This window comes from Streptomyces sp. NPDC090077, from assembly GCF_044747545.1.
Taxonomy (GTDB): domain Bacteria; phylum Actinomycetota; class Actinomycetes; order Streptomycetales; family Streptomycetaceae; genus Streptomyces.
In genome coordinates, this window is record NZ_JBIVEG010000002.1 from 216,342 (window position 1) to 239,912 (window position 23,571).

A 23,571-nucleotide genomic window follows, 5' to 3' on the forward strand; every position below is an offset into this window, starting at 1 on the left:
CGGCCCGTCTCGCCGGCGGAGCCTGGGGCTAGTAGCGGTATTCCCAGCTGGACCAGGCATCAGGAGCGAAGTCGCGTATCTGGTGGGCCTGGTGGCGGTAGACGCGATTCCAGGAGATGCTGCCGGACTCCGCGCAGCTGCCCTTGCCTCCGTAGGCGACAACCTCGCCGTGTGCGCCGTTGTCCCGGTAGAAGTTGCTGGCGACGGCATTGCCGTCGGCGTCGCCATCACAGGCAACGACGCCTTGCCAGTCGGCATAGGCGCTTGAGCAGCTGTTGTACGCGCAGACCTTGGCCTGGGCAGCGGGGGCGGCGACGGCGAGCAGAGCGGAGCTGGTCATGAGCGCGGCTAAGACGCCGGCACGCTTTCGCATCTTTGACTCCTTTGAAGGTGCTGGGCACGGGGGAGCAAATGGGCAGGTGCGGTGAACCCACCACACCCAGCCCGTTGTCGGGTGGGTGTGACCGCCGATGAACTTCGCATGGCCATTCGAGTTGCGCAAGCGAAGATCGCACATCTGGCCATGCTCAGGGCTACAGGACGGTTGTTTGACTGGATGTACGCTCCTGGATCACAGAATTCCGCCAGCCGTCCTCTGCTGCAGCCCGCGCACATTCGGCTCAGTCACCCTTCAGCGGCGGTGCGACTTCCGGATACCTCCGGGAGGCCGTGACGAAGGCGGCGATGGCCCTGGCGATGACGGTGATCCCACTGGCGGCGACCGTGAGCAGCGCCGCGAGGGTGGGGTGCGCGACGGTCGCCTCGCGGCCTTCACATCCGGGCCGCAAGGTGATCGCTAAGAAACGGCCTGGGTGAGGGCGCCCGAGCGGGCGAGGGCGAGGGCGCCTGGCAGGCCGTCGGGGACCGGGTGGGGCGTCAGGTCCCAGCCGGAGAGGCGTACGGCGAGGCGGTCCAGGAGCGGGCCCCGGGGGCCGATGAGGCCGCCCACCGTCACCAGGGGTTCGCCCCGCCGGGGGCCGAGTGCCGCCGCGCTCTCGATCAGCAGGTCGGCGGCTTCGTCGAGGATCCGCCCCGCGACGGCATCGCCGTCCGCGGCCGCGCCGAACACGACGGGGCAGAGCCGGGCCAGCCGGGCGGGCTCGGCCGCGGCACGCGCGCCGTCGATCAGCACCTGGCGCAGGGCGGCCGGGTCCGGGCCGGTGGGCGGGCCGGAGGGCGGGCCGGGGTGCGGGCTGGAGGGCGAGGCGGTGGGAGCGGCCCCGGGTGGGCCGGAGGGCGAGGCGGAGTGCGGGCCGGGGTGCGGGCCGGAGGGCGTGGCGTCGGGTGGGCCGGTGGGCCCTGGGGTGGGTTCGGCCGTGGGTCCGGTGGTGAACGCGGCCGCCAGGCGGGGGAGGAGTACGGTGTCGGGGCCCCGGCCGTCGAGGGCTCGCAGGGCGCGGCGGACGGCTTCCCGGGCGATCCAGAAGCCGCTGCCGTCGTCGCCGGTGAGCCACCCGCAGCCGTCCGCGGCGGCGGCCAGCCGGTGGCCGCGGATCCGGACCGCGGCCGCGCCCGTTCCGGCGACCAGCACGAGGCCGTCCGGCGGCGTCCCGGGGGCCGCGGCGAAGGCCACCTCGGAGTCGGCCAGGACGTGCACGCGGGCGCCGCGTACGCCGTGCCGTGCGAGTGCGGCGTGCAGGGCCCGCTGCGCCCGGCCGCGGCCGGCGTCGTCCGCCCCGGCGGCCCCGCCCGTGATGCCGGCTCCGGCGAACCCCGCGACGACGCACCGCACCCGCGCCGCCCGGCCCGCCGTCAGGACCTCCCCGACGGCGTGCGCCAGCCGCTCCTCCAGCACCGGCTCCGGGACCGAACGGGCGTTGCCCGCACCGGCCGACGCCGTGGCCAGCGGCGGCCCGCCGTCCGCTTCCGCGACGGCCACCCTCAGGGCGCTGCCGCCCGCGTCGATGCCCAGCACCAGCGTCGTCCGCGTCACCCGACGGTCACCTCCACGGCCCGTTCCGGGGCCCGGCCGGCTTTCCGGGCGGCAGCCACCGCCCCGGTGGTACGAGCGTACGTGCGCCGCGCCCCGTGGAGGCGCGGCCGGCCGGTCCCCGCCGGTCCCCCGCGGGCCGCGGACGTAAGCGGAACGTAAGCGGATCGGTAGCGGCCGCGGTCAGGCTGGGCTCCGCACCGCCACCCGTACCCGCACAGGAGTGACATGTCCCGGACCACCCCCCACGCCGCCGGCGTTCCCCCGCGCCGGCGGCCCCGCCGACTGGCGGCCCTGATGACGGCCTGCGTGGCCGTCGGCGCGGCGCTGCTCGCGCCCGGGACCGCCGAGGCGGCCGGCTCGACCCCCGACCACGCCTACCGCAACATCGGGCAGGCGGACCGGGCCGAGTGGATGTGGGGCATCGCGAGCGACACCCCGCTGTCGGCGATGTCGATCCCCGGTACCCACGACACGCTCGCCATCCACGACGGGCCCAACGTGGAGACCCAGGAGGACTGGGGCGACAGCGCGGCCACGCTGACGGCGCAGCTGGAGCGCGGCATCCGGGCCATCGACATCCGGGCCCGGGCCATCGGCGGCAGCTTCACGATCCACCACGCCGTGTACTACCAGAAGGCCAACTTCGACGACGTCCTGACGAAGGCGCAGGCCTTCCTCCGCGCGCACCCGACCGAGTCGATCGTGATGCGGCTGAAGGCCGAGTGCCCGTACTCGGACGTCGGCGTCTTCGACTGCGCGAACGAGCCGAAGTCGGTGACCCCGGAGCAGATGCGCTCGATGTTCGCCGAGTACGTGGCCAAGTACCCCGGCCTCTTCTACGCCCCCTCGGTGACGGGCAAGGGCCGGGCGAACGTGCCCACGCTCGGACAGGTCCGCGGCAAGCTGGTCCTCGGCAGCTTCGACAGCGTCGACAGCGACGGCTACGGGATCAAGGGCTTCAACGACCGCAAGGAGGACCACTGGGCGCCGGACTCGGTCGAGGGGAAGTGGGACTACGTCAGGGCCAACGTCAACAAGGCGATCACCGGCTCCGCCAATGACATGTACGTGACGTACTCCTCGGCGTCCAAGGCCCCCTTCGGCCCGCTGCCTTCCACCTTCGCCCAGAGCGTCAACTACCAGCTGATGAAGCACCTCAACAGCAGCGCGGGCCGCGTCGGCATCGTCATGACGGACTTCCCGGGCTGGGGCCTGGTGAACGCGATCATCGACCACAACGACGACAACATGGTCAAGGGCGGCCAGCGGTCGATCTGGCTGGTCAACTCCGACAAGACGTACTCCAACAGCCAGTACCAGGGCCGCTGCATGGTGCGCGGACCGGAGTTCGACACCGGTGACGGCGGCCTGGTCACCCAGCGCCCGTGCCAGTCGAGCGCGCCCAGCAGCCACCAGTGGACGGCCACCAAGCCGGACACCTTCGACGGCAAGGGCTACTTCTGGATCAAGGCCGCCAACGGCAAGTGCCTGACGATGCCCTACAACAACGGGACCGCGCCGGCCGCCGGCACCCAGCTGTTCTGGTGGCCCTGTGAGACCCGCTGGTTCTCCGGCAGCCAGATGTGGAACGTGATGCCGACCAAGCTCGCCACCTCGACGGGCTCCCGGGCGGCCTACTACTTCGTCAACAACTGGACCGGCCTGTGCCTGTCCATGGACCCGGCCACCGCGTCCACCGCGGGCGGCAAGGTGACCCAGGACGCCTGCCCGAAGTAGCAGCACCGGGCCGCGGCCCGAGGGGCTCGGCGGATCCGTCCGCCGGGCCCCGTACGCGTTCCGCGCGTCCGCCGGACACCCGGCCGATCGCACGCCCAGGTGCAGGTGCACACGGCCGTCCTGCACGACGGCACCGAGGTCATCGTCAAGGTGCCTGTACGGGCTGATGGGCTGGAACGTGCTCCTGCTCTCCGCCGCCGTCCTGCTGCGCGGGGCTCCGACGGGGCTCGCGGTGGCCGCGCGGTGTCTTCACGGGATTCTGACGCCCCGTTGACGCGCTACCCCGCACCGGCGTCAAGGTGGCGGCAATTCCTCTTCCCGGACCGTACCGGCGGGGTCACGGTCCGGTAGCTTCCTGCCCGTTCCCGCTGCCGGGGGCCCTGATCACAGCATGACGACGGCTGAGGGGCCCATGCCATCCGGCCCCCGGCAGAGGATCCTCCCGCAGGCCGGCCCGACCAGCCGGCCGCTCCTGCCTCCCGTCAGAAGGTTCACTCCACATGTCTTCCGCCGCCACCGCGCAGCACACCCCTCCGGGCCCGGGGAGCCCGCCCTCGTCACCCGGCGGCAGGCCGCCGCACCGGCGGCCCGGCCGACGGGCCCGGCTGCTGGAGCCGGGGCAACTGGCGGAGGCCGCCCACGAGGCGGTGCGCAAGCTGCACCCCCGCGCCCTGGCGCGGAAGCCCGTACTGCTGGTGGTCGCGGTCGGCTCGGTCCTGACCACACTGTCGGCCGTGATCCACCCCTCGGTGTTCACCTGGGTGATCAGCGGCTGGCTGTGGCTGACGGTGCTGTTCGCCAACCTCGCGGAGGCCGTCGCCGAAGGCCGGGGCCGTGCGCAGGCGGCGTCCCTGCGCAAGGCCCGCACCGACACCGTCGCCCTGCGGATCAAGCACTGGTCCTACGGGACGAACCTGCGCACGGCCGAGACCGAGGCCGTCACCCCGGCCGAACTCCAGCCCATGGACTTCGTCCTGGTCGAGGCGGGTGAGTCGATACCGGCCGACGGGGACGTCGTCGACGGAGCCGCGATGGTGGACGAGTCCGCCGTCACCGGCGAATCCGCCCCCGTGCTGCGCGAGTCGGGCGGCGACAAGTCCGGTGTCACCGGGGGCACGACCGTCCTGTCGGACTCGATCGTCGTCCGCGTCACCTCCCGCCCGGGCAACAGCTTCCTGGACCGGATGATCGCCCTGGTCGAGGGAGCCGCCCGGCAGCGGACCCCGAACGAGATCGCCCTCAACATCCTGCTCGCCGCCCTCACCATCGTCTTCGTCCTGGTGGTGATCACCCTCCAGCCGATGGCCCAGTACGCGAAGGCCGCCCAGACCACCGCCGTCCTCGTCGCCCTGCTCGTCACCCTCATCCCCACCACCATCGGCGCGCTGCTCTCCGCCATCGGCATCGCCGGCATGGACCGCCTCGTCCAGCGCAACGTCCTCGCCATGTCCGGCCGGGCCGTCGAGGCGGCCGGTGACGTGGGCACCCTGCTGCTGGACAAGACCGGCACCATCACCCTCGGGAACCGGGAGGCCGCCGCGTTCGTCCCGATGCCCGGCCAGGAGCTGGGCGGCCTCGCGCAGGCCGCCCAGCTGTCCTCGCTCGCCGACGAGACGCCCGAGGGCCGTTCCGTCGTCGCCCTGGCCCGGCAGTACGGCATCCGGCCGCCGGCGGAGGGGGAGCTGAGCAACCCGCGCTTCATGGAGTTCAGCGCCAGGACCCGGATGAGCGGCCTCAACCTGAGCTGGTCGAACGGTGCCGGCCTCGCCATCCGCAAGGGGGCCGCCGCCGAGGTCGCCGAGTGGGTGGCGCTGCGCGGCGGCACCGTACAGGCCGAGGCCATCGCCTGGGCGGACTCGGTGTCCGCGTCCGGCGGCACCCCGCTGCTGGTGGCCGTCCACGACGGGGACGGTCCCCGGGTTCTCGGCATCATCCACCTCAAGGACGTGGTGAAGGACGGCATCCGCGAACGCTTCGCCGAACTCCGCCGCATGGGCATCCGCACCGTCATGGTGACCGGGGACAACCCGCTGACCGCCAGGGCGATCGCGGCGGAGGCGGGCGTCGACGAGTACCTCGCCCGGGCCACCCCCGAGGACAAACTCGCGCTGATCAAGCGGGAGCAGGAGGGCGGGAAGCTGGTCGCGATGACGGGCGACGGCACCAACGACGCACCGGCCCTCGCGCAGGCCGATGTCGGCGTGGCGATGAACTCGGGCACCTCGGCCGCCAAGGAGGCCGGGAACATGGTGGACCTGGACTCCAACCCCACCAAGCTCATCGAGATCGTGGAGATCGGCAAACAGCTTCTGATCACCCGCGGCGCCCTGACCACCTTCTCGATCACGAACGACGTCGCCAAGTACTTCGCGATCATCCCCGCGATGTTCGCCTCCGCCTATCCCGGCCTCGGCGCCCTCAACGTCATGGGCCTGCACAGTCCGCAGTCCGCCATCACCTCGGCGATCATCTTCAACGCGCTGATCATCATCGCCCTCATCCCGCTCGCCCTGCGCGGCGTCCGCTACCGCCCCGCCTCGGCGCACGACCTGCTCCGCCGCAACCTGGCCGTCTACGGCCTCGGCGGGCTGGTCGCCCCCTTCGCCGGCATCAAACTCATCGACCTCCTGGTCTCCCTGATCCCCGGCATCGGATGAACTCCGCCGGGGCGGCCCCGTCCGGGCCGCCCCGGCCCGAGGTCACACCCGCGGATCCGGCGCCTCCGCGGGACGCGGCTGCGGAACCGCGGAGGCCGTGCCGCCCGCGTCCCCGTCGGATCGCGGCTCCTCGCGCTGGAGCCGGTGTGCCGCCCTGTCGAAGTAGCGCAGGAGCTCGACGGGGAACGGCATCACGAGGGTGGAGTTCTTCTCCGCCGCGACCTCGACCACCGTCTGGAGCAGCCGCAGCTGCATCGCCTCGGGCGTGTCGGACATGATCCGCGAGGCGTTGGCCAGCTGCTGTGCGGCCTGGAACTCGCCGTCCGCGGTGATGACCCGTGCCCGCCGTTCGCGTTCGGCCTCCGCCTGCCGGGACATCGACCGCTTCAGCGACTCCGGCAGCTGCACGTCCTTGATCTCGACCCGGTCGATGTGCACGCCCCAGCCGGCGGCCGGACTGTCGATCATCAACGCCAGGCCCTCGTGCAGCCGTTCACGGTCGGAGAGCAGGTCGTCGAGCTCGCTCTTGCCGATGATGGAACGCAGTGAGGACTGGGCGACCTGGCCCACGGCGAAGACGTAGTCCTGGACCTCGATGGCGGCCCGCAGCGGGTCGGTGACCCGGAAGTACACGACGGCGTCGACCTTCACCGACACGTTGTCGCGGGTGATGCCCTCCTGCGTCGGTACCGGCAGCACGACCACCTGGACGTTGACCTTGCGCATGCGGTCGACGAAGGGGATGAGGAAGGTGACGCCGGGCTTGCGGTACTCCGGCAGGGCCTTCCCGAGGCGGAACACCACCCCGCGGTCGACCTGATTGACCACGCGCATTCCGCTGCGCAGTACGACGAGGGCGAGGGCTACGACGAGCAGGCTCGTGACGACGGCACCGTCCATGGCGGCTGACCTCCGTGTGAGGCGGACGTGACAGAGATGAGGACAGCGGTGCGCGCGCCCCGGATGCGGCGGCGGCGTAAGGAGAACGTCAAAAGTTCCGAGGGTGTCCGGCCGTGATCAGCCGGACACCCCCTGGGCTCCCGATCGCACGCACGCACGCATCGGGCGTGAGCAGTTGCGGTACAGGAAGTGCCGCTGAGATTGATCTTGCTGGCGCTGGGCTACTTCGCGAGGAAGACGGCTACTGCTGCGCGCCTTCAGCCCTGCGAAGGTCGGCCGTGCGACGGTCGTAGCGGCGGCTGTGCTTCTTCAGCCTCGTGCGGCTGCGGACAGCAACATCTTGGTACACCGGATGCGGTGGATGGGCAGGTGGCGGCATGGCAGAGGCGGCAGCGGTAGGGGCCCGGCGGGTGCTTGCTCCGTTGGCGTTGGCGCAGTTCATCTGCAGCTTCGCCGGCTCCAACATGAACGTGATGATCAATGACATCAGTGAGGACCTGGACACCACGGTGCAGGGTGTGCAGGTGGCGATCACGATCTTCCTGCTGGTGATGGCTGCGCTGATGATCCCGGGCGGGAAGCTGACCGACAAGTGGGGACGCAAGCGCTGCCTGCTGGCGGGGCTCATGGTCTACGGGGTGGGGGCGCTGCTCAGCGCCGCCGCGCCGGGGCTGGGGGTGTTGATCCTCGGGAATTCGATCCTGGAGGGTGTGGGCACGGCGCTGCTGATTCCGCCGGTCTACATCCTGACGACGCTGTTGTTCACGGACACGGCGTCGAGGGCGAGGGCGTTCGGCGCGATCATGGCGATGGGTGGGATCGGCGCGGCCGCGGGCCCGCTGATCGGCGGGCTGATCACGAGTGCGATCAGCTGGCGTGCGGCGTTCGTGTTTCAGGCGCTGGTGATCGTGGTGATCGTGGTGCTCAGCCGTAAGATCGACGATCCGCTGCCGCCCGATCCCGCCCGGCCCTTCGACACCGTCGGAGCGGTCCTGTCGGCGGCGGGTCTGGTGCTGCTGGTCACCGGCATCCTGGCCGTCGACAACAACGGCTGGCTGGCGCTCGGTCTGCTGGTGGCCGGCGCGCTCGTGCTGGCCGGGTTCTTCACCTGGGTGCGGGGTCGGGAACGCAAGGGCCAGGAGGCGCTCCTGTCGACGAGCCTGTTCCGCAACCGCACTTCCAACCTGGGCCTGATCACCCAGAACACCCAGTGGTTGATGCTGATGGGCGTCTCCTTCACCGTCGCCGCCTACCTCCAGGTCGTCCGCGGCTACGACGCGATCCAGACCGGCATCATCTTCACCGCCGCGACGCTCGGCATCCTCGCCTCCTCCCTCGCCGCCGAGAAGCTCGCCCGCCGCTACGCCCAGCGCACCCTGATCATGACCGGCTTCATCGTGACGATCGCCGGCATCGCCGTACTTCTCGCTCTGGTTGCCGGGTCACCGAGTCCGTGGGCGTTCGCGCCGGGGCTGCTGCTGATCGGTCTGGGCCTGGGGGTGATGCTCACCCCGTCGGTGAACGTGGTCCAGTCGTGCTTCGCCGAGGCCCAGCAGGGCGAGATCTCCGGGCTCTCGCGCAGTGTCTCCAACCTCGGGTCCTCGCTCGGCACCGCGGTTGCGGGAACGATCCTGGTGGCGGGGCTCAGCAGCGGCGCGTACGCGGCGGCGATGGCGGCGCTCGCGGTCATCGGTCTGGGCGGGCTGACTGCTGCGGCGCTGTTGCCGCGCGTCGGGCGGCCTTCCGCCGGTGGCACCGGGACTGCGACACCGCCGGGGGCGCCGCGGCCGTGACGCCGACAGGGCGCGGACGGCGGCTGGCCACGGGCGGTTCGCGTCAGCCGTCAGCCGTCAGCCGTCAGCCGTCAGCCGTCAGCCGTCAGCCGGTCCGGCCTTCGGCGCGGTCGAGCTCTTCGTCCAGGGCGAGGGCGGCGTCGATGAGGGCCAGGTGGGTGAAGGCCTGCGGGAAGTTGCCGAGCTGCTCGCCGGAGGGGCCGATCTCTTCGGCGAACAGGCCGACGTGGTTGGCGTAGGTGAGCATCTTGGAGAAGGCGTAGCGGGCCTGGGTGAGGCGTCCGGCCCGGGCCAGTGCCTCCACGTACAGGAAGCTGCACAGGTTGAAGGTGCCCTCGGAGCCGCGCAGGCCGTCGGGGGAGGCGGCGGGGTCGTAGCGGTAGACGAGGCTGTCGCTGACGAGTTCGTCGTCCATGGCGTCGAGGGTGGTCAGCCAGTCGGGATCGGAGGGGCTGAGGAAGCCGACTTTCGGCATCAGCAGCAGGGAGGCGTCCAGCACGTCGGTGTCGTAGTGCTGGACGAAGGCACGGCGCTCGGCGCTCCAGCCGCGGTCGGTGATCTGCCGCAGGACGGCGTCGCGCGCACCTTGCCAGCGGGTGAGGTCGCCAGGGCGGGAGTGGGTGGTGGCGAGTTTGACGGCGCGGTCGAAGGCGACCCAGGTCATCAGCCGGCTGTAGGTGAAGTTCTGGCGGCCTCCGCGGGTCTCCCAGATGCCCTCGTCGGGCCGGTCCCAGTTCTCGACCAGCCAGTCGATGACGCGGGCGAAGGCGTGCCAGCCGCGCACGCTGCCGATGTCCTCGGCTTGTGCGAGGGCGTAGGCGGCCTCGCCGTAGATGTCGAGCTGGATCTGGTCGGCGGCGGCGTTGCCGGCCCGTACTGGGGCGGAGCGCCGGTAGCCCTCGAAGTGCTCCAGCACCTCCTCGGTCAGATGCGGCTCGCCGTCGACCCGGTACATGATCTGCAGTGGCTCTCCCGACGCGGTTCCGCCCGCGTCCAGGCGGTCGCGCAGCCACCGGCGGAAGGCGTTCGCCTCCGCGCTGAAGCCGAGGTCGACCAGGGACCGTACGGACAGGGAGGCGTCGCGGACCCAGGTGTAGCGGTAGTCCCAGTTGCGTTCCCCGCCGATCTGTTCGGGCAGGCCCATGGTGGCGGCGGCGATCGGGGCGCCGGTGGGGGCGTAGGTGAGGAGCTTGAGCGTGATGGCGGAGCGGGTGACCATCTCGTGCCAGCGGCCGCGGTAGCGGGAGGCCCGCAGCCAGTCCAGCCAGAACGTACTGCATGCCTCGAAGTCGGCCAGGACCGCTTCGGCGGAGGGTGTGGCGCCGCCGGGACGGCCGCTGAGGGTGCCGGTTTCGCTGGTGAGGATGACCGTGGCCCGTTCTCCGGCCTGCAGGGTGAACCGGGCGGAGACGTCGGTGCCGTCCGGATGCAGGGCGATCGGCGCTGTGACCTGCAGGTGCAGGTCGGTGCCGGGCCCGCGGAACAGTACCGATCCGTCGTCCAGGGGCGTCAGGTCGTGGGGTGCGCGGCCGTAGTCGAAGCGGGGCCGGCACACGAGCTCGAAGGGCATGCTGCCCCGTACCACCCGCACGGCCCTGATCAGCCGATGCGTCGACGACGGCGTCGTGGACGCATCGGGAGGCATGAAGTCGACGACCTCGCCGACACCGCTCGGTGTCATGAAGCGGGTGATGAGGATCGCGGTGTCGGGAAGGTAGAGCTGACGGACGGTCCCCTCGTCACCGACATCGGCCGCGAGACGGCAATAGCCTCCGCGGTCGCTGTCGAGCAGCGAGGCGAACACGCTGGGGGCATCGAACCGCGGCGTGCACCACCAGTCCACGGTGCCGTCAGCGGCGATCAGCGCCGCCGTCTGCAGGTCGCCGACGATGCCGTGGTCCGCGATCGGGGGATAGTCCTTCACAGCGCCTCCTCGCCTGCGCGGCGAGGGACGCACACAGTCCCGCACCAGCGCGGTCCCACCGGCAGTCGCGGAACGCCAGGCGTTGCCGCGGCGACCCAGCGTCGGCCGTTCTGCCCATCATCGCGGCCTCGGGCGCCCCCAGCCACTCCGGACCGCAGCGCCTGCTGCTGATCGCGCCGTCGGCTGGCGGGGCCACCGTGAGGAGCCGAGAATCACCAGCAGACACCACAAGCCGAGCGCCGGGTGAGCACGGCGTCCAGGAGGCGGACCATGGCCGACGAGAATGGGCCGACCGCGAGGATCGTGGTGGGCGTCGACGGCTCCGAACCCTCGCGCAAGGCTCTGCGGTGGGCACTGGCCCAGGCACGAAGGCAGAACGCGGCCGTCGAAGCCGTCACCGGGTGGACCATCCCTGCCACCAGCAGCTTTGTACCCGTACCTGCATCGGACTTCGAAGCAGCCGCCCGGCAGGCTCTGGCCCACGTCGTGGACCAGGAAAGACACACCGCCCCAGAGGTACCTCTCGACACCCACATCGTGCACGGACACCCCGCGCAGATCCTCGTCGACACCGCGAACGGCGCGGACCTGCTGGTCGTCGGCAGCCGCGGCCTGGGCAGCCTCACCGGCACCCTGCTGGGCTCCGTAAGCCGGTACTGCGTCGAACACGCGACCTGCCCCGTACTGGTGATGAGAGACGACGAAACCTGAGTCCCGCCCCGAACAGCCCGGCCGAGCATGACGGGAACTCCGAAGGTGACCGTCCGCGGACGCGGCGTCGAGGAGCGGGTCGGGACTTGCCGGGATGGCCGCGATCATGTACGCGCCCCGCGGCCGCTGACCTACTCCTCATCGTCGGATTCCTCGGGGGCCACGGGGTCACGCAGCGGGCGAAGACCGCGCTCGGGGCCGTTGTCGTGGATGTTGAACAGGTAGCGGCCCAGGAAGTTGATGTGCCGGTCCTTGAGCGGGGAGAGGCGGGCGACGTCTTCGTCCTTGATGTCGTGGCCCTCGCGGTATGCCTGGCGGATCCGGCCCCGGCCGCCGTGGCAGATCGCGCGGGCCAGGCGGTGGCGGGACTCCTGCACGGTGAGCTGCCGGTTCATCAGGCGGCGGTAGGTGTCGTCGACCGGGTCGACCCGGTCGACCAGGGCGAGCAGGTGCATGGTCTTGTCGATGCGGCCGTACTCGGCGAACGCGGCCCCAGCGGGGTGGGGTGGCCCTCGCGGCCGAACATCCGCAGCAGGTCGTAGGCGCGGACCTGGTCGGTGATGAGCGACCCGGCCACCCGGAGCATGTCCGGCCAGTGCGCCACGATCCGCTTGAGGTTCACCCTGTTGCAAGCCACGGCCTGGAGCGGCCCGTACCCGGCGGCCGGCGTCTCGCCGCCCGGCAGGTCGGCCCGCCAGAACCGTTGGTTTGCGAGGTCGCGGAAGCGCGAGGCGAAGCGGAGCCGAGCATCTTGTACAGGCCGAAGGCCATGTCGGAGTACGAGGCGTTGTCGGTCGCGACGAAGCGCAGGCCATCGACGGAGGCGAGCAGCCCGCCGCCCCACATCTGGGCCGGCTCGATGCGGGACTGGGTGGCAATCAGCGCGGCGTTCGCCGTGGAGATGGTGTCCGCGCGCAGGTAGTTCTGGTCGACGTGGGACAGGCGCGAGCGGGTCAGCGCCTTGTTGTTCGGGTCGATGACCGGTGTCAGGCCGATGTTGCAGCTGAGCCAGCGCCGGTGCGAGCCCGGGATCAGCCCTGTGCGCGGCACGGGCCACCGCCTCGTACAGCCGCCGTTCGGCCGCCGTGCGGGCCTCCGACGCCTGCCGGGCCAGCACCGACACCCCCGGCAGCAGCACCCGGTTCTTCCGCAGCCACGTCACCGCGTGGTTGAACAGCGCCACCGGCCCCTCCGCGTGCGTCCACGCCCGCCCGTACAGGAACCCGCGGAACTCCCGGCCCCACCGCCGGTCGGTGAAGTCCCGGTAGCGGAACCGCTCCTGGATCTCCTGCGCATGCTCGTACGGAGTCCTGCGCCCCTCCGGGTACCGCTTCACGCACGATGCGTCCGCGATCCCAACGCCTCGGCCTGCTCATCAGTCAGAAACTCCACCGGCACGAGCGGACCGTAGCCAGCACCGCGACCCGCCCAACGATCTTTCCGTGAACCCCGGTGGCGTCCCGCCAGGTGTGCTGGCCGACCAAGATCAATCTCGCCGGCACTTCCTGTACCGCAACTACTTGCACCCGTGCATGCACGCCCGCCCGCCCGTCAGCCCAGCCCGGAGACCTTGAAGACCGTACGGGCGGTCTCGCCGTCGATGCGCTTCGCCAGCTGGCGCATGGCGGTCGCCCCGCACAGGAGGGTGCCGCGCTGGACGGAGGTCTGGGCGTCGGCGTCGAGGTGCCGCCACATGGCGGGGTTGCGGACGAGGATCCTCGGGTCGATCTCGACCCTGCTTCCGTCCGCGTCCCGGAGGACCATCCGCTGGGACACCCCGTCGGACCAGCGGACCGAGACGAGGGAGTCGGTGCGGACGGTGTGTTCCGTGAACAGCCCGCGTGCGCTCAGCAAACCGGGCCGGGTGGAGACCCGCAGGGGGAGCAGGATCACGAAGACGAGGACGGCCAGGCCGGTCCACAGGGCGCCGCGGGTCATGTCGAGGCGGCCGGCGGCGGCGTCGAGCCCGAAGAGGGCGGTGCCGAGGAGCGTGGCCACGCCGGCCGCCGACCGCCGCTCCCCGGCCCACTCCGTGTCCTGTACGAGCGCTCCGGCGGGCCCCGCGTCCCCGGCTCCACCGCCGGTCGAGGGCTGAGTGATAGGTCGTCCCATGCAACCGACGGTAGGACCGGGCAGGTTCCCCGGCCGAGGCCCCTGACGCACTGCTGACGCCGTGCCGACGGCATTTTGACGGGCGCGCTCCCTCGTCGCCCCGAAGCCCCTGTACGAGCGTCGTCAAGGTTCGGTCCCCTCGGCCTGCGTTCCTGACGGGCCGAGGTCCGGTGAGGCCGTGACGTCCCGCCGCCTCGGGGTTCCTCTTCTACACGAGGGCGGCCACCCGGGCGGGGAGTTCGGCGCGAGCATGGCCCGCAGCAGACGGGTGCTGCGGGCGGGGGTCGGCCGCAATAACCAGGCCGCCGAAGCGGCGAGCAGACCGGGGGTCAGTCGCAGCCGGCCGAGACCTCCGGGGGACACGAGCACGAGCCGGTCGATCAGCGGGGACGGGCTCGACAGGGCGATGGCGGCGCCGAACGAGTGGCCCACCACCACTGCGGGTCCGGTCGGCGTGACGCCGTCGAGGACCTCGCCCAGCCATGTGCCGTACCAGGAGAGACGACCGCCGGAGAGACCGCGTCCCCCGCAACTGAGACCCGGCTGGCCGGGGACGTCCGGTAGGACCACCCGGTGTCCGGCCTCGATCAGCGCCGTGGCCAGGGGCAGCGACGTGGCGGCGTTGAAGTGCGTCCCGGCGGCGAAGACGACCGTGACCGGGCCGGATCCGGCGGTGACCACGTGGGTCCGGGCGCCGTTGGCGGTCAATTCCGTCCGCTCGTGCGGTACCGGCCACGCGTCCAGTCGGCCGGTGCACCAGCGGCGGACGTGCCCCTTGCCCAGCGTGCTGCGGTAGATGGAAACCATCGGTGAGCATCGCCGTTCGTCCTGCCGCTGTTCCTCCCCCTGGTCGGAGCGCGCGAGGGCGTGCGGGTGTGTCCCGTCAGGCGGTGTGGCCGACGAGGAGGCCGGCGAGCTTGTCGAGGCGCTTGACGGTGCGCTCCCCGGTGGCGGCGGGGGCCGGGGCGACGCGCTCGGAGCGGTCGTAGTAGGCGCCGTTGACGATCCCGGTGGCCGGGTCGCAGAGGCGTACGACGTGCCGGGCGCCCTCGGCGGCCGGGGCTCCTTCGTGTCCGTAGAGGGGGAGGAGGCCGGTCTCGCAGACGCCGGGGTCGACGGAGACGGCGGTGACGCGGGGGTCGGCGGCGAAGACGGTCAGCGCGAGCTGCGACTGGGCGTAGGCGGCGAGTCGGGAGTAGCGGCGGACGCGCTGCGGGTCGTTCCACTGGATGGCGCCGGAGCGGTGCAGGGCGGAGGAGACGTTGACGACGCGCCCGCCGGGGTCAGCGGTGAGGGCGGGCTCCAGGAGGTTGGTGAGGAGGTAGTGGGCCAGGAAGTTGACCTGGAAGGCGATCTCGTTGCCGTCGGCGGTGAGGGTGTGGCGTTCGGGCGCGGCGATGGCCGCGTTGTTGACGAGGACGTCCAGGCGCGGGTGGTCGCGCACGACGGCGTGGGCCAGGTTCTCCACTTCTTCCAGGCAGGTGAAGTCGGCGGCGAGCGGGCGCACGGCGGTGGTGTCGATGCCGGCGGTCGCGATCAGCCGGTCGGTGGCGGCCCGGGCCTCCTCGGGGGTGCGGCCGTGGAGGAGGACGGTGGCGCCGAGTTCGGCGAGGATGCGGGCGGTCTCGTGGCCGATGCCGGAGGTGGCTCCGGTGACGAGGACGGTACGGCCGGACAGGGATGAAGGCATGGCGGATTCCTGGATCCTGGAAGCGGGCACGGCAGACGGGCCCGGAGCTCCGCGAAGGGCGGGCCGGGGGTCGGCTCGTGCGGGTGAGGGTGAGGACGCGTACGGAGCCCGGGCCGGCCCCTTCGAGGGGCGGCAGCGGGTACGCGGATGACGCGCGGCCGGTGTCAGACGGCCGGGCGGACGGCGGGCGCCGTCGGCTGCACCGTATTCGGTGGCCGATCGTCGTGGCGCGGACCGCTGTTCATGGCCCCATCCCAGCGCATCCGGGACGACGGGACAAGATCGCGAACGCGTCCTTGACGCTCTTCTGATGGGTGACGGGTGAAGCGACTCCGCTTCGTCCGTGCACGCCATCAGGGCCGCGTCAAGGATCGGAGGTCATGCGGAAGGAACGCGTCAAGGAGTGTCGGCCGGGTCGGCTTCCGGCCACAGACTGGCTTCGCGACGGAGCCGGGTGACGGTCCGGTGGCGCGCGGCTGGAGGGCGGAGACCTGAACTCCGCCGGGACAGCGCATGGTTCGGCCCGTGGGGGGTCCGTCCCGATGCGACCGCGCGCCGGTCAACCGCCGCACGGCACATGGGCCGTCCGGCGTCCGGTGCGGGGGCACCGGAGCCGGACGGCTCACGTGTGCGCTCCGGTGCCCCGGAGCCCTGCGGGCGGCCGTGTCGCCCACCGGCCGCCCGCAGGTTCCCCGCCCCTTACCCACCCCTTCCCCACCCCGGTTTCCGCCGCGCGGTGCGTGGATGCGGACCGGTGAACGACGAGCAGAGGAGAGATGAGACCGTGCGAAGGGTCGTCGTCGGCGGGACGGGTACCCCGGGGAGCATGACCGCGTTGCACAGGGCTGCCGCGGAAGCCCGGGTGCGTGATGCGGAGCTGGTGGTCGTGCTGGCCTGGCAGGCGCCGGGTGGTGAACTCGGGAGCCGCAACGGCCCGGGACCCGCGGCGCGTGCGGAATGCCGCGCAGCGGCGGGTGAACGGCTCCGCGAGGTCCTCGACACGGCCTTCGGCGGTGTGGGGCCCGGAGTGCCCCTCACGGGGGTGGCGGCGTGCGGGACTGCGGGTGCGGCGCTGGTGGAGGCCGCCCGCGACCCGGAGGACCTTCTCGTGGTCGGCGCGGGCGCGCGTGCCGCCCTGCGCCGGTTCCTCCGCCCCTCGGTCGCCGGGTACTGCCTGGCGCACGCCTGCTGCCCCGTTCTGGTGGTGCCGCCGTCCCGGCTCCAGGCCGAGCTGGAATCCGTCCACCGCCGCAACCTCTGGAGGATGCCGCTGGACCTGCGGGAGCTGGCTCCGTGAGGGCCGGTCCTTCACACCGTCGCGGCGCCGGCCACGGCGGCCGCCCCCGCCCCCTCCCGCACGGGTGCCCGCCTCAGGCTCCGGTGTAGCCGGCGGCGTACTCGCCGCTGGGCGGGACGACGGTGACCACGTCGATCAGGACGCCGTCGGGGGCGGCGACGATGAAGTGGCGCTGGCCGAACCGCTCCGTCCGCAGCGGCAGCAGTTCGGTCAGGCCGGCGTCCACCACGAGCCGCCGGTGTTCGCGGTCCACGTCGTCCACCTCGAAGTTCAGCAGCAGGCCGCCCCGGAGCGGGGCCCGGTGGTCCTCGGGAACGCTCGGGTGGGCGTGGTCCAGGAGGGCCAGCTCGTACTGGGGGGCGTCGGGGCGGCGCAGACTGACGTACCAGTCCGCGGCGAAGGTCACCTCGAAGCCGAAGTGGCGGGTGTAGAAGTCGCGCGAGGCGGCCACGTCGCGGGTGCCGAGCACCGGGTAGAAGCCGCCCAGCCGGGTCGCGGGAAGGGTGGCGGATGCGTTCGTCATGGCGGTGGGCTCCTTCGGATCCAGTTCGCATACCCCGGGTATGTGAACCATGGAGTTAGCATACCCCTGGTATGTGACATCGAAGGGGCGGTGCGTGCGCGATGGCGGTCAACCGGGCGGAGCAGCGGGCGGCCACGCGGCGGGCGCTGCTGGCCGAGGGGCGGCGGCGGTTCGCCGCCGACGGCTACCACCACGTGGTGCTGGCCGACGTGGCGGGGGCCGTCGGGGTCACCAAGGGCGCCGCCTACCACCACTTCGACAGCAAGGCGGGACTCTTCCGGGCCGTCGTCGCCGAGGTCCAGCAGGAGCTGGGCGAGCGGGTCGCGGCCGAGGCCGAGCGGTACGAGGACCTCTGGGAGCAGCTCCGGGCCGGCTGCCGGGCCTTCCTCGCCGCGGGGACCGACCCGGCGGTGCGGCGGATCCTGCTGGTCGACGCGCCGGCCGTCCTGGGCTGGGACGAGTGGCGGTCCCTGGACGAGGAGTCCTCCGCCCGGCACCTCACGGACGCCCTGACGGCGCTCGCCGCGGCCGGGACCATCCCCGCCCGGCCGGTGGAGCCCCTGGCCCGGCTGCTCTCGGGGGCGATGAACGAGACCGCGCTCTGGATCGCCCGGGGCGGGGACCCGCAGGCCGCGGAAGAGGCCCTCGACCGGCTCCTCTCCGGACTGCGGACCGAGGGCTAGCGACCGGCCTGCTGCGCGGTGTGCGCGATCCGCCGGAACGGCGACAGCGCGTACCCGGCCGTCACGTAGCCCGCGGCGACCGACAGGGGCCCGAGGGCGGCCAGGGCGATCAGCGCGGACGAGGTCAGCGGGTCGCGGGGCCGCGGCGGGCCGGCTGCCGGGCAGGGGGACGGCCCGCCGCCCGCAGGTACCGGACAGTCCGCCGGGGCCAGCACGAGCGCCCCCTCCGCCCGCAGTTCGAAGACCGGCTCGCTGCCCCTGTCCACCGCCTGCCGCGCGAGCAGGAACACGACGACCAGCAGCGCCGTCCCGGCCAGCAGGAAGACCCCGCCGTAGACGCAGGTCAGGCGCAGCCGGGTGACGGTGGGCCGGGGCGGCGCGGGCCGCTCCGGCACGGCGCGGACCGGGACCCGGATCGCCATCGGTACTCCCCCTTCGCAGTGCGACGGCCCCCACTGTCCCGCGAACACCCCTAAGCGGCGCGTCAATACGGTCCGGGTGAGGGCTGGTTGGATGGGCCCTTCGGCGGAGTCGGAGCGGAGGAGCAGAGGGTGGCTGCGGTGGCGGGATGGGCGTACGGGCTGGTCAACTGCATCCTGTACCAGGCGATGTACCGGGAGGCCGGTGCGGCGCTCGACGAGGAGATGGTGCGCCGGTACGCGACGGCCATGGAGGCCGAACCGCTCTCCGACCGGCCGATGGCCGAGCAGCTGGCGGCGCTGCGGGCGGTGCTGGCCGCCGACGGGCCGCTGGCGGGCACGTTCGACCCGTACGAAGGGCAGCAGCCCTTCGGGGAGGCCGAGTTCCGCGGCTTCCTGGCCCGGCTGGCCGACGAGCTGGAATCCCGCGGCCCCTGGCCGGCCGCCCCCGGGCGCCGCCGCGGCGGCCGGCTGCGCCGGTTCCTGTTCCCCCGCTGACCCCGGACCAGCTCGGCGCCCCAACTGAGCATGTGGTCGCCGTGCGGGTCCATCGGGTCCTGCAGTCGGTCGGGGACATGGGAACGCTAGTCGGCGGTGCCGATCATCGTGTCGCGCTTGTCGTACCAGCGCAGGGAATCCCGGATGCCGTCCTCGACCGAGTGCTCCGCCTTCCAGCCGAGGAGCTCGCGCGCGAGGTCGACGCGGGCGTAGGCGCCGGCGGAGTCACCCGGCCTGCGATCGGTCTCCACGGCCTCCAGCGGGGACCCGGTGACGGCTTCGAAGGCCGTGACGAGCTCCCTGACGGTCGTACCGCGTCCGGTGCCGAGGTTGATGACGCGGTAGGGAGCGGTGCGGGTGACGGCGTCGAACCGCTCGATCGCCTTCACGTGTGCGGCGGCAAGGTCCCAGACGTGGACGTAGTCGCGGATGCCCGTCCCGTCGTGGGTGGGGTAGTCGGTCCCGGTGATGGAGAACGGTTCGCCCGCGTGGTGCACGTCGATCATCTTGCCCAGGGCGTGGGTGGGCGTGCGGACCTGGAGCCCGGTGCGGAGCTGGGGGTCGGCGCCGATCGGGTTGAAGTAGCGCAGGCTGATGACGTTGAGCGTTCCGGCGTCGGCGACGTCCCGCAGGATCGTCTCGAACGTCGCCTTCGTGCGGGCGTACGGGCTGAGGGTTTCGAGGGGGGACTGCTCATCGACGGAGAAGTCCGCAGGGTCCGCCTGATAGATGGATGCCGAGCTGCTGAAGAGCAGGTTGCGGCAGCCGTTGCGGACGAGGTGTTCGAGGAACTGGATGCCCTTGGCGACGTTCTCGCGGTAGTAGCCGAGCGGGTTGGCGACCGAGTCGGGGACGACGATCAGCGCGGCGCAGTCGACGGCGGTCCGGATGTCGGGGTGCTCGGCGAAGACCCGGTCGAGCAGGGCGCCGTCGCTGATGTCACCCTCGTAGAAGATGTGGCCGGCGGTGAACTCGCGGCGGCCGGTGGCAAGGTTGTCGAGGATGACGGGGGTGATGCCGTTGTCCGTGCAGGCGGAGGCGATGGTGCTGCCGATGAAGCCGGCGCCTCCCGCGATGAGTACCTTCAAGGTTCTGTTCCTCGTTCGTCGGTGCGGTCGTGCTGCCAGGGGCGGTGCAGGTCCCTGCGCCGCCGGGGTGCTGCTGGCATCGTGCCCTACATCAGCAAGCGTGCGCGTACGGGTCGCCACTCCATCGCGTGGTGGATGGCCTCGGTCACGGTCAGCCGGGGGGACCATCCGAGAAGTCGGGCGGCGAGGGCGTTGTCCATCGTGAAACCGGCGACGTCACCGGGGCGTGCCGGTGCCTCCTTCAGGTCGACGGTCTGTCTCGTTGCACTCTGGAAGGCGTGCGCGAGTTCGCGCACGGTGGTCCCGGCGCCGCTGGAGATGTTGAGGGCCCGGAAGGGTGCATCAGCGGTGACGGTGTCGAAGCTGCGGAGCGCACGGACGTGGGCGGTGGCGAGGTCCCAGACGTGGATGAAGTCGCGCAGCCCCGAGCCGTCCCGGGTGGGCCAGTCGGTACCCGTGAGGGTGAACGGCGCTCCGTCCTCGGCGGCGGAGATCAGCCGGCCCAGGAGGTGGGTGGGCCTGTCGACCTGGAGCCCGGTACGGAGCAGCGGGTCGGTGCCGATCGGGTTGGCGTAGCGCATGGCGATCACCGCCAGGCCGGTGGCCGCGCTGGTGTCCTTGAGGAACGCCTCGCAGCTGGCCTTGGTGCGGGCGTAGGGGCTGGCCGGGTTGAGGCGGTCCGTCTCCGTCACGGTGGTGGCCGTGGTCCCGTAGACGGCCGCCGACGAGGCGAACAGGAGACGTCGGCACCCGTTGCGGAGCAGGTACTCGGTCAGGGAGATGGTGGCGGCCAGGTTCTCCCGGTAGTACAGGATCGGGTTGGCTGTGGACTCGGGCACCGTACTGAGGGCCGCGCAGTGGATCACCGCGTACAGGTCGGGGTGCTCGGTGAAGATCTGGTCGAGGAGGGCACCGTCGGCGATGTCGCCCTGATACGCCGCCCGGTGCCCGAGGTACTCCCGGCGCCCGGTGGCGAAGTTGTCGAGGATGACCGGAGTGATGCCCTCGTCGGCGCAGGCCGAGGCGATGGTCGACCCGATGTAGCCGGCACCGCCGGTGATCAGCACCTTCATGCGTCATCTCCCGTGTCGTCGGGGTCTCCGGCGCACCGGAACCCGGTCTGGAAGTTGCTGTACCGGGCGTTGCCGGCCAGCCGTTCCGCAGCTCGGCACTGGTAACGGAAGTTCATCCAGCTGCCGCCACGGGCGACTCGGTAGAGGCCGGCGAGCTGGTCGTAGAGGTCGCCGTAGGAGCGGTCGGGGTCGTAGGGCTGGTAGATGCTCGCCGTCCACTCCATGGCGTTTCCCGCCATGTCGAGCAGGCCGAACGGCGAAGCCCCTGAAGGGAACGCCCCCACCGGCGTGGTGGACGGAAGGACGCTCGCGTCGTCCTTGCGGTGTCGCTGCCACCAGTCGGCCCAGCCGGCGCCCCCGGTGATGGGACCGCGGTTCCAGTACTCGGCGCTGTTGCAGGCGTCGGCGTCGAACTCGTCGCCCCAGGGCCATTCGAGAGCCTGCGGGCCGCGGGCGGCGTACTCCCACTCGCCTTCGGTGGGCAGGCGCAGCCCCGCCCAGGCGGCGTAAGCGTCGGCGTCCGTGGCGCACAAGTGCACTGCGGGGTGGTCCGGCATGTCCCGCCAGCAGGGGCCCACGGGCCCGGCCGGGCACCGCCAGCACGCCCCCTCGGTCTCCTCCCAGAACCGCTCACCGTAGACCAGGCCGAATCCGCGTTGCTCGGCATGGGTGCGGAAGCCGGTGGCCTCCGTGAACGCGGCGTACTCGGCGTTGGTGACGAGCGTGCGGCTGATGAGGAAGGCGGGCAGCTCCACGACGGCCCGGGGCGCTTCGTCCTCGAACCAGGCTCGCGGCAGGTGCTGCTCACCGGCGATGCGGTCGAGCTGCTGCTCGGTGGTGCCGCGCCGGAGGTGGCCGGCCGGAACCACGGCCATGGACGGCGCAGTCGTGGATGCCATCTCAGCCTCCCGCCATGGCGGGGATGACCATCACGGTCTCGCCGTCGCCGAGGGAGGTTTCCGCAGCAGCACGGCCGGGGATCAGCTCACCTTCCAGTGAGACGGTAACCCAGCTCGCGACACGGCCGCGGTCGGTGAATAGCCGCTTGCGAACGAGGGGGAAGAGCTCGGCGAGGTAGCTGAGGGCCTCCAAGACGGTGGAGGCGGTGACCGGGATGGTCTTTTCGCCGCCAGTCTCCAGAGTCCAGGCCTGAGGTAGCTGCACGTACGGCACGGGCAGTCCAATCGGGTGTCGGAAGTTGACGAGGAGGGGTCGCCGCGTCGGCAGCGGCCCAGGGACGGCCGACCCGGTGAGACTTCACACGGGCTGGACGTTGTCGACGGTGGTCGTGAACTCGCGCCCGGAGCCGTCCCGAATGTAGGCCAGGTCTGCCCAGCGCTCGATGCCGGTGTCGGACACGTCCTCCGTGATGACGGCCATCAGCTCGCCCTCGACGCCGGACGCGATGTCTTGGACCCGCTTTCGGAGGAGGCGGTGAGGCTGGTACTCGTACTGCTCACTCACCGGGAGCCTCCATCGCGGAGCCGAGGAACCGCTCCCAGCCGACCTGGGCCCGGTCGAGGAGGTCCGCGCTCGGCTCGTGCACGGGCGCCAACCACTGATGCGGGTCGTCGGGGGTGTCGATGCCGAGGACGTCTCGGGTGCAGCTGCGGATGATGCGGCCGGTCACGGGTCACTCCCTACCGTCGTCAGCGGGTGGTGAGACCAGTCTTTGGCCGGGCCCTGGCGTGGGACCATCTCCGATGCGGCATGCGCATGCGGATATGCGCGCAGCGGGTACGGGCAGGGGCCCGGAGCGGATGAAACCCGAGACTGGGGGCAGGCGCGTTGAGGATTTCGCCGACGGTCAGAGAAGCGTCGCGGGCGAAGGACTACGGGAAGGTCATCGAGTTGGTTCGCAAGGACGCTCGCATGACGCAGGAACAGTTAGGCCAGGCGTGCGGACTGTCCCAGTCAGCCATCTCGCGGCTGGAGAAGCGGGGGCCGGGAGCGTATGCGACCGACGTTCTGGCAGCGGCCGCCGTAGGCCTGGGGATTCCAGGCCTCCTCGTGGGCCTCGCGGACGCGGCGACACGAGATGGGTTCGAGCACGTGGAACGACGCAACTTCATGGGTGGACTCGGAGCAGCCGCCGTCACCCCCGTGCTTTCAGCCCTCCCCGACCCGGGTGAGGGCCCGGGGCAAGCCGCGCCGCTGAGGCTCGGTACCGCCTCGTACCGGCGGATGGACGGGGCGACGCCATCCCGCGATCTTGCCGAAGCCGTTCAGTCCCAGCTCCGCCTCGTTCAGAAGCTGGCCCAGTCGGCCGGCAGCGACCAGGAGCGGGCCCGGCTCGCCGGCGTCGGCAGCGACGCCGCAAGCCTGGTGGGCTGGCTGTCGTGGGACATGGGTGACCACGGCTCGACACGTATGTGGTACGGCCAGGCGATCAAGGCGGCGCGGGGCCGCCGGGGACCCTCTGCTCGCCGCCTACCAGGCCGGGACCATGGCCCAGTTCGAAGCGGACGCGGGTAACGGAGCGCACGCTCTGACCTGGACTCGGACCGCCCGCAAGTACCTGGATGCGCGCAGG

24 protein-coding genes and 2 pseudogenes are annotated in these 23,571 nt (G+C 71.8%); 8 read left to right on the forward strand and 18 right to left on the reverse strand.

Annotated elements, in window-relative coordinates; all coding sequences use genetic code 11:
- Nucleotides 1–28: 28 nt before the first annotated feature.
- The 3 genes from ACIPW5_RS05185 to ACIPW5_RS05195 form a co-directional block, all read right to left on the reverse strand.
- Nucleotides 29–373, reverse strand: a complete 345-nt coding sequence (locus ACIPW5_RS05185; RefSeq protein ID WP_401240567.1) for a hypothetical protein — start codon at nucleotides 371–373, stop codon at nucleotides 29–31.
- Between the two features lie 247 nt (nucleotides 374–620).
- A complete protein-coding gene (locus ACIPW5_RS05190; RefSeq protein ID WP_401240569.1) occupies nucleotides 621–788 on the reverse strand; it encodes a hypothetical protein in 168 nt (55 codons plus the stop codon).
- An 8-nt stretch (nucleotides 789–796) separates the two neighbouring features.
- Nucleotides 797–1,933, reverse strand: coding sequence for an N-acetylglucosamine kinase (locus tag ACIPW5_RS05195; protein WP_401240571.1), 1,137 nt, complete (start codon nucleotides 1,931–1,933; stop codon nucleotides 797–799).
- Nucleotides 1,934–2,158: 225 nt separating this feature from the next.
- Between ACIPW5_RS05195 and ACIPW5_RS05200 the strand changes: the two genes are divergently transcribed.
- Complete coding sequence (locus tag ACIPW5_RS05200) at nucleotides 2,159–3,670, forward strand: phosphatidylinositol-specific phospholipase C domain-containing protein (protein WP_401240573.1); 1,512 nt, start codon at nucleotides 2,159–2,161, stop codon at nucleotides 3,668–3,670.
- A gap of 500 nt (nucleotides 3,671–4,170) precedes the next feature.
- A complete protein-coding gene (gene kdpB, locus ACIPW5_RS05205) occupies nucleotides 4,171–6,327 on the forward strand; it encodes a potassium-transporting ATPase subunit KdpB (protein WP_401240575.1) in 2,157 nt (718 codons plus the stop codon).
- A gap of 42 nt (nucleotides 6,328–6,369) precedes the next feature.
- Here kdpB and ACIPW5_RS05210 read toward each other — a convergent pair whose 3' ends face one another.
- Nucleotides 6,370–7,227 (reverse strand): SPFH domain-containing protein, encoded by an 858-nt coding sequence (locus tag ACIPW5_RS05210; protein ID WP_401240577.1) that lies wholly within the window; start codon nucleotides 7,225–7,227, stop codon nucleotides 6,370–6,372.
- A gap of 377 nt (nucleotides 7,228–7,604) precedes the next feature.
- On the opposite strand from ACIPW5_RS05210, the gene ACIPW5_RS05215 reads away from it, so the two are divergent.
- The gene (locus ACIPW5_RS05215; RefSeq protein ID WP_401240580.1) at nucleotides 7,605–9,020 is read left to right on the forward strand and encodes an MFS transporter; all 1,416 of its coding nucleotides are present in this window, start codon (nucleotides 7,605–7,607) and stop codon (nucleotides 9,018–9,020) included.
- Nucleotides 9,021–9,105: 85 nt separating this feature from the next.
- On the opposite strand, the gene ACIPW5_RS05220 is transcribed toward ACIPW5_RS05215, so the two are convergent.
- On the reverse strand, nucleotides 9,106–10,944 hold the full coding sequence (locus ACIPW5_RS05220; protein WP_401240583.1) for a glycoside hydrolase family 15 protein: 1,839 nt from the start codon (nucleotides 10,942–10,944) through the stop codon (nucleotides 9,106–9,108).
- Nucleotides 10,945–11,214: 270 nt separating this feature from the next.
- On the opposite strand from ACIPW5_RS05220, the gene ACIPW5_RS05225 reads away from it, so the two are divergent.
- Nucleotides 11,215–11,655, forward strand: coding sequence for a universal stress protein (locus ACIPW5_RS05225; protein ID WP_401240585.1), 441 nt, complete (start codon nucleotides 11,215–11,217; stop codon nucleotides 11,653–11,655).
- A 131-nt stretch (nucleotides 11,656–11,786) separates the two neighbouring features.
- On the opposite strand, the pseudogene ACIPW5_RS05230 reads toward ACIPW5_RS05225, so the two are convergent.
- The 5 genes and pseudogenes from ACIPW5_RS05230 to ACIPW5_RS05250 form a co-directional block, all read right to left on the reverse strand.
- A pseudogene (locus tag ACIPW5_RS05230) lies at nucleotides 11,787–12,660 on the reverse strand (Tn3 family transposase); the annotation flags it as partial.
- Nucleotides 12,661–12,757: 97 nt separating this feature from the next.
- A pseudogene (locus tag ACIPW5_RS05235) lies at nucleotides 12,758–13,009 on the reverse strand (DUF4158 domain-containing protein); the annotation flags it as partial.
- A gap of 197 nt (nucleotides 13,010–13,206) precedes the next feature.
- Nucleotides 13,207–13,767, reverse strand: a complete 561-nt coding sequence (locus tag ACIPW5_RS05240) for a hypothetical protein (RefSeq protein WP_401240586.1) — start codon at nucleotides 13,765–13,767, stop codon at nucleotides 13,207–13,209.
- Nucleotides 13,768–13,890: 123 nt separating this feature from the next.
- Nucleotides 13,891–14,574, reverse strand: a complete 684-nt coding sequence (locus tag ACIPW5_RS05245) for an alpha/beta fold hydrolase (RefSeq protein WP_401240588.1) — start codon at nucleotides 14,572–14,574, stop codon at nucleotides 13,891–13,893.
- A 76-nt stretch (nucleotides 14,575–14,650) separates the two neighbouring features.
- A complete protein-coding gene (locus ACIPW5_RS05250; protein ID WP_401240591.1) occupies nucleotides 14,651–15,457 on the reverse strand; it encodes an SDR family NAD(P)-dependent oxidoreductase in 807 nt (268 codons plus the stop codon).
- Between the two features lie 784 nt (nucleotides 15,458–16,241).
- Here ACIPW5_RS05250 and ACIPW5_RS05255 point away from each other — a divergent pair.
- Complete coding sequence (locus tag ACIPW5_RS05255; protein WP_401241419.1) at nucleotides 16,242–16,754, forward strand: universal stress protein; 513 nt, start codon at nucleotides 16,242–16,244, stop codon at nucleotides 16,752–16,754.
- A gap of 73 nt (nucleotides 16,755–16,827) precedes the next feature.
- On the opposite strand, the gene ACIPW5_RS05260 is transcribed toward ACIPW5_RS05255, so the two are convergent.
- A complete protein-coding gene (locus ACIPW5_RS05260; RefSeq protein WP_401240593.1) occupies nucleotides 16,828–17,277 on the reverse strand; it encodes a VOC family protein in 450 nt (149 codons plus the stop codon).
- Between the two features lie 101 nt (nucleotides 17,278–17,378).
- Between ACIPW5_RS05260 and ACIPW5_RS05265 the strand changes: the two genes are divergently transcribed.
- Nucleotides 17,379–17,960 carry a TetR/AcrR family transcriptional regulator gene (locus ACIPW5_RS05265; protein WP_401240596.1) on the forward strand — a complete coding sequence of 194 codons (582 nt, stop codon included), beginning with the start codon at nucleotides 17,379–17,381 and terminating at the stop codon, nucleotides 17,958–17,960.
- On the opposite strand, the gene ACIPW5_RS05270 is transcribed toward ACIPW5_RS05265, so the two are convergent.
- Entirely contained in the window at nucleotides 17,957–18,382 is a 426-nt protein-coding gene (locus ACIPW5_RS05270) for a hypothetical protein (RefSeq protein ID WP_401240598.1), read from the reverse strand. The genes ACIPW5_RS05265 and ACIPW5_RS05270 overlap by 4 nt on opposite strands.
- Nucleotides 18,383–18,511: 129 nt before the next feature.
- Here ACIPW5_RS05270 and ACIPW5_RS05275 point away from each other — a divergent pair, with 129 nt between their 5' ends.
- Nucleotides 18,512–18,877, forward strand: a complete 366-nt coding sequence (locus ACIPW5_RS05275; protein ID WP_401240600.1) for a hypothetical protein — start codon at nucleotides 18,512–18,514, stop codon at nucleotides 18,875–18,877.
- A gap of 86 nt (nucleotides 18,878–18,963) precedes the next feature.
- Here ACIPW5_RS05275 and galE (ACIPW5_RS05280) read toward each other — a convergent pair whose 3' ends face one another.
- The 6 genes from galE (ACIPW5_RS05280) to ACIPW5_RS05305 form a co-directional block, all read right to left on the reverse strand.
- Nucleotides 18,964–19,965 carry a UDP-glucose 4-epimerase GalE gene (galE, locus tag ACIPW5_RS05280; RefSeq protein WP_401240602.1) on the reverse strand — a complete coding sequence of 334 codons (1,002 nt, stop codon included), beginning with the start codon at nucleotides 19,963–19,965 and terminating at the stop codon, nucleotides 18,964–18,966.
- An 86-nt stretch (nucleotides 19,966–20,051) separates the two neighbouring features.
- The gene (galE, locus tag ACIPW5_RS05285; protein ID WP_401240603.1) at nucleotides 20,052–21,038 is read right to left on the reverse strand and encodes a UDP-glucose 4-epimerase GalE; all 987 of its coding nucleotides are present in this window, start codon (nucleotides 21,036–21,038) and stop codon (nucleotides 20,052–20,054) included.
- A complete protein-coding gene (locus tag ACIPW5_RS05290) occupies nucleotides 21,035–21,937 on the reverse strand; it encodes a formylglycine-generating enzyme family protein (protein WP_401240606.1) in 903 nt (300 codons plus the stop codon). The genes galE (ACIPW5_RS05285) and ACIPW5_RS05290 overlap by 4 nt, the downstream gene beginning before the upstream one ends.
- A gap of 1 nt (nucleotide 21,938) precedes the next feature.
- On the reverse strand, nucleotides 21,939–22,211 hold the full coding sequence (locus ACIPW5_RS05295) for a MoaD/ThiS family protein (protein WP_401240608.1): 273 nt from the start codon (nucleotides 22,209–22,211) through the stop codon (nucleotides 21,939–21,941).
- 84 nt (nucleotides 22,212–22,295) lie between these two features.
- Nucleotides 22,296–22,502 carry a hypothetical protein gene (locus ACIPW5_RS05300; protein WP_401240610.1) on the reverse strand — a complete coding sequence of 69 codons (207 nt, stop codon included), beginning with the start codon at nucleotides 22,500–22,502 and terminating at the stop codon, nucleotides 22,296–22,298.
- Nucleotides 22,495–22,668 carry a hypothetical protein gene (locus ACIPW5_RS05305; protein WP_401240613.1) on the reverse strand — a complete coding sequence of 58 codons (174 nt, stop codon included), beginning with the start codon at nucleotides 22,666–22,668 and terminating at the stop codon, nucleotides 22,495–22,497. The genes ACIPW5_RS05300 and ACIPW5_RS05305 overlap by 8 nt, the downstream gene beginning before the upstream one ends.
- 242 nt (nucleotides 22,669–22,910) lie before the next feature.
- On the opposite strand from ACIPW5_RS05305, the gene ACIPW5_RS05310 reads away from it, so the two are divergent.
- Nucleotides 22,911–23,513, forward strand: a complete 603-nt coding sequence (locus ACIPW5_RS05310; RefSeq protein WP_401240616.1) for a helix-turn-helix domain-containing protein — start codon at nucleotides 22,911–22,913, stop codon at nucleotides 23,511–23,513.
- The last annotated feature ends 58 nt before the right edge of the window (nucleotides 23,514–23,571 follow it).